This window comes from Streptomyces sp. NPDC002870, from assembly GCF_042888505.1.
Taxonomy (GTDB): Bacteria; Actinomycetota; Actinomycetes; order Streptomycetales; family Streptomycetaceae; genus Streptomyces.
Genome location: NZ_JBIAPW010000022.1, coordinates 123203 through 127791 on the forward strand (window position 1 = coordinate 123203; position 4589 = coordinate 127791).

3 protein-coding genes are annotated in these 4589 nt (G+C 72.4%); 2 read left to right on the forward strand and 1 reads right to left on the reverse strand.

The window, feature by feature from the left end; translation table 11 throughout:
* On the reverse strand, nt 1–923 hold a 923-nt coding region (locus ACFYWY_RS24970; RefSeq protein WP_389190242.1), incomplete at its 3' end, for a HAMP domain-containing protein.
* A 230-nt stretch (nt 924–1153) separates the two neighbouring features.
* Here ACFYWY_RS24970 and ACFYWY_RS24975 point away from each other — a divergent pair.
* Both ACFYWY_RS24975 and hemW read left to right on the forward strand, forming a co-directional pair.
* Nucleotides 1154–3106, forward strand: a complete 1953-nt coding sequence (locus ACFYWY_RS24975; protein ID WP_389190243.1) for a SpoIIE family protein phosphatase — start codon at nt 1154–1156, stop codon at nt 3104–3106.
* Nucleotides 3107–3146: 40 nt separating this feature from the next.
* A complete protein-coding gene (gene hemW, locus ACFYWY_RS24980) occupies nt 3147–4379 on the forward strand; it encodes a radical SAM family heme chaperone HemW (protein ID WP_389190236.1) in 1233 nt (410 codons plus the stop codon).
* The last annotated feature ends 210 nt before the right edge of the window (nt 4380–4589 follow it).

A 4589-nucleotide genomic window follows, 5' to 3' on the forward strand; every position in this document is an offset into this window, starting at 1 on the left:
GTCGACTTGAGTTCGAGGATCTCGCCCTGCGCGTCGACCGTGATCTTCTGCGACAGATCGCCGTTGGCGACGGCCGTGGTGACCTGCGCGATATTGCGCACCTGGGACGTCAGGTTGGACGCCATGAAGTTGACGTTGTCCGTGAGGTCCTTCCAGACCCCCGACACGCCGCGGACCTGCGCGCGGCCGCCCAACTGGCCTTCCGTGCCGACTTCGCGGGCGACCCTCGTCACCTCGTCGGCGAAGGCCGAGAGCTGATCGACCATCGTGTTCACGGTGAGCTTCAGCTCAAGCAGCTCGCCGGTCGCCTCGACCGTGACCGTACGGGTCAGATCGCCGCGCGCCACGGCCGTGGTCACCGCCGCGATGTCCCGCACCTGGGCCGTCAGCCGGGACGCCATCGTATTGACGGCTTCTGTCACATCCCGCCAACTCCCGGACAAGCCCTGCACCTTGGCCCGGCCGCCGAGCCGCCCCTCGGTACCGGCCTCGCGCGCGACCCGCGTCACCTCACTCGTGAAGAGCGAGAGCTGGTCGACCATCTTGTTGACCGCGCGGCCCAGCCGGCGCAGATCGCCGCGCAACTGGCGATTGCCGTCGTGCAGATCGACCCGCTGGGTCAGATCGCCGCCCGCCACCGCGTCCAGCACACGGGCGGCGTTCGCCGCGGGCACCACCAGGGCGTCGAGCAGCGCGTTCGTGCTGTTCACATCGGTGGTCCAGGCGCCCTGGCCGGGGCTGGCCGCCAGCCGGTCGTCCAGCCTGCCGTGCCGAACGACCTCCCGGCCTACGCGTGTCAGTTCGTCCGCGAAGTGCTTGTTGCGCACGGCGATCTGATTGAACATCGCGGCCAGTTCCGCGGACATGCCTTCATGGGTTTCCGCCACCCGTATCCGGAAGTCGCCGTCCCGTAATGCCGTCATCGCGGCCAGCAGCGGGCGGAGTTCCGAGACACGGATCCAGGCGCCGTCCGCGGGCGGCTGGGCAGGCAGCCCGGAGGCCGGCTGGGCGGGCGACAACGCAATATCTTTGTTCATATCCGCCCACTTCGGTGACTCGGCGCTTATGGGCAGGCTCAGTCTGTCACTCTGTCGGTGTCATAAGCGGCGCATTGCCAGAACCGACCAGGAGCCGCACTGTGGGGCCCATTCCGATGCAGCGCGACACCGGCCATCGCTCAACTCCGTTGTACCCACTACGGGACGACGCCCGGTCGATTGCCCGCACCAGCCTGCCCGGCAACCCGCTCGCGCCGTCCGCCGCGCGCCGTTTCGTACGGGCCGCCCTCGCCGACTGGACCAACCTCGGGCTGCTCGCCACCTGCGCTTTCTGCCCGGGGAGCGGAGGGCCCGCGGGCTGCCCGCCGGGAAAGCACAGTACCGACCGGCTCGCCGACGACGCCGTGCTGATCGTCAACGAACTCGTCACCAACGCCGTCGTACACGCGGGCACCACCGTCGAACTCCTCTGCCGCCTCGAGGAGTCGGCCGAGAGCGAACCCGCCGCGCTGGTGATCGAGGTCTCCGACCACCACCCCGCAAGGGCCGTACGGAACGAACCGCACGACGCGGACCACACCGGCACCCCCGAGTACGGCCGCGGCCTCCACCTCGTCGGCGCGCTCGCCGAGCGCTGGGGCATCACCTACCTCCCCGCCCTCAAGACCGTCTGGGCCCGGCTCCCCGTCGACGGCTGGGACACCTGCCCGCTGCCCGGCAGCGAACCGGCGCTGCAGCGCGGGCTGCGCGCCGCCGAGATCCTCGCCCCCGCGCCGCGGCGCATCGCCCGTGAAGACCAGGACTGGGTGAGCCGCGGGGCGCTCACCTTCCTCGCCGAAGCCTCCGACCTGCTCGCCGGACAGCTCGACGAGGACATGGTCGCCGCGCTCGCCGGGCAGCTGCTGGTGCCGCGGCTCGCCGACTGGTGCGCGATCTGGCTGGACGGCGAGGCCGGGCGCTCGGGCTGGGGGACAGGCGGCTCGGCGGGCGTGGCGTCGCGCCTCGCCCGCGTCTGGCACAGCGACGAGTCCCGTATGGAGAAGCTGCGCGAGGCCCTGGAGAAGGAGCCGCCGCTGCTGCCCGACACCCCGCGCAATGGTCCTGTGCCGATCCCCTGGCCGCACGACGGCGAGCCGGGCGCGGCGGAGGGCACAGCCGTCGCCTACCGCCTCGTGGCGGGCGGACGCGGCCTCGGCACGCTGCTCGTGGCACGCCAGGGCCTGGCGCGCGTACCCGACGAAGTGACCGCACTGATCGAGGACTTCGCGCGGCGGGTCGCCCTGGCGATCAGCGCGGCCCGGCAGTACACCCGGCAGGCCACCATCAGCAAGGTCCTCCAGCGCGGGCTGCTGCCCGGCAAAGTCGGCGAGATCCCGGGCATCGACCGGTTCCTGGTCTACGAGCCGAGTGACGACGGCGTCGCGGGCGGCGACTTCTACGACATCTTCCCGGCCGGCTCCGGCGGCCGCTGGTGCTTCATGCTCGGCGACGTCCAGGGCAGCGGGCCCGAGGCCGCCGTCGTCACCGGCCTCGCCCGGCCGTGGCTTCGGCTGCTCGCCCGCGAGGGATACCAGGTGGGCGAGGTGCTCGACCGGCTGAACGGACTGCTGCTCGACGACGCGATGGAGGCGGCGGAGGCGGCCGCCCTGATGGTCGCGGCGGCGGGCGGGCAAGGCGTGCCTGAGGGGCCGCAGGCGCGCTTCCTGTCCCTGCTCTACGGCGAGCTGGTGCGCTCGCCGCAGGGCGGCGTGCGGTGCACCCTCGCGAGCGCGGGTCATCCGCTGCCGCTGCTGCTGCGCCCCGACGGCCGGGTGCGTACCGCGGCCCGGCCGCAAGTGCTGCTCGGGGTCGTCGACGACGTGGCCTACCAGAGCCAGACCTTCGACCTGGAGCCCGGCGACACGCTGCTCTGCGTCACGGACGGGGTGACGGAGCGGCGCTCCGGGGCGCGGATGTTCGATGACGGCGACGGGCTGGAGCGGGTGCTCGCGGGGTGCGCGGGGCTCACCGCGCAGGGGGTCGCGGAGCGGATCAGGCAGGCGGTGTACGAGTTCGCGGACACGCCGCCGGTGGACGATCTGGCGCTGCTCGTGCTCCAGGCGCAGTAGCCGTTCGGGGTGACGGACGACGTGACGGACAATGGGGGGCATGCCTTCCGTACTGCCCGATGGTGAGCCCATGCCCGAGGACGGGGCGCTGCCCGCGTCCGCGCTCCAGGGCGCCGCGGACCGGCCGCTCGCCTTCTACCTGCATGTGCCGTACTGCGCGACGCGCTGCGGCTACTGCGACTTCAACACGTACACGGCGACCGAGCTGCGCGGCTCGGGAGGCGTGCTGGCTTCCCGCGACAACTACGCCGAGATGGTGGCGGAGGAGATCCGGCTGGCCCGCAAGGTGCTGGGCGACGACCCGCGGCAGGTGCGGACGGTGTTCGTCGGGGGCGGTACGCCGACGCTGCTGGCCGCGGGAGATCTCGTACGGATGCTGGACGCCGTACGGGACGAATTCGGGCTCGCGGACGACGCGGAGATCACCACAGAGGCGAATCCGGAGTCGGTGGATCCGGAGTATCTCGCCGAACTGCGCGCCGGGGGCTTCAACCGGATCTCCTTCGGGATGCAGAGCGCACGGCAGCACGTACTGAAGGTGCTGGACCGCACACATACGCCGGGCCGCCCGGAGGCGTGCGTCGCGGAGGCGCGGGAGGCGGGCTTCGGCCATGTGAACCTCGACCTGATCTACGGCACGCCGGGGGAGAGCGACGACGACTGGCGCGCGTCGCTCGCGGCGGCGGTGGCGGCCGGGCCCGACCACATATCGGCGTACGCGCTGATCGTGGAGGAGGGCACGCAGCTGGCGCGGCGCATCCGCCGGGGTGAGGTGCCGATGACCGACGACGACGTACACGCGGACCGCTACCTGATCGCGGACTCGGTGCTGGGGGAGGCGGGCTTCGACTGGTACGAGGTCTCCAACTGGGCGACCTCAGCGGCGGGGCGGTGTCTGCACAACGAGCTGTACTGGCGCGGCGCGGACTGGTGGGGCGCGGGGCCCGGCGCGCACAGCCATGTGGGCGGGGTGCGGTGGTGGAACGTGAAGCACCCGGGAGCGTACGCGGCGGCGCTGGCGGAGGGACAGTCGCCGGGCGCGGGCCGCGAGCTGCTCACGCCGGAGGACCGACGGGTGGAGCGCGTCCTGCTGGAACTCCGCCTGCGAGAGGGCTGCGAGCTGGCACTGCTGCGCCCGGCGGGCCTCGCGGCGGCGGGGCGGGCGCTGTCGGACGGCCTGCTGGAGGCGGAGCCGTACGAGGATGGGCGGGCGGTGCTGACGCTGCGGGGGCGGTTGCTGGCGGACGCGGTGGTGCGGGACGTGGTGGACTGAGGGGGCGGGTCCCTGCGGGGCCTGTTCCCCTACCCGCCCCTTCCCGCAACCGGGGCTCCGCCCCGGACCCGGCGCCTCAATCGCCGGCGGGGCTTGGTTTTCGGGGCTCCGCCTCGTAGGACTCCGTTAGGTTGCTCTGGCTCTTGGGTTCTGGCTGGTGGTGGATGTTCTGGGCAGGGGGCGGTGGCAGGTGGTGCAGGTGCCGGTCCA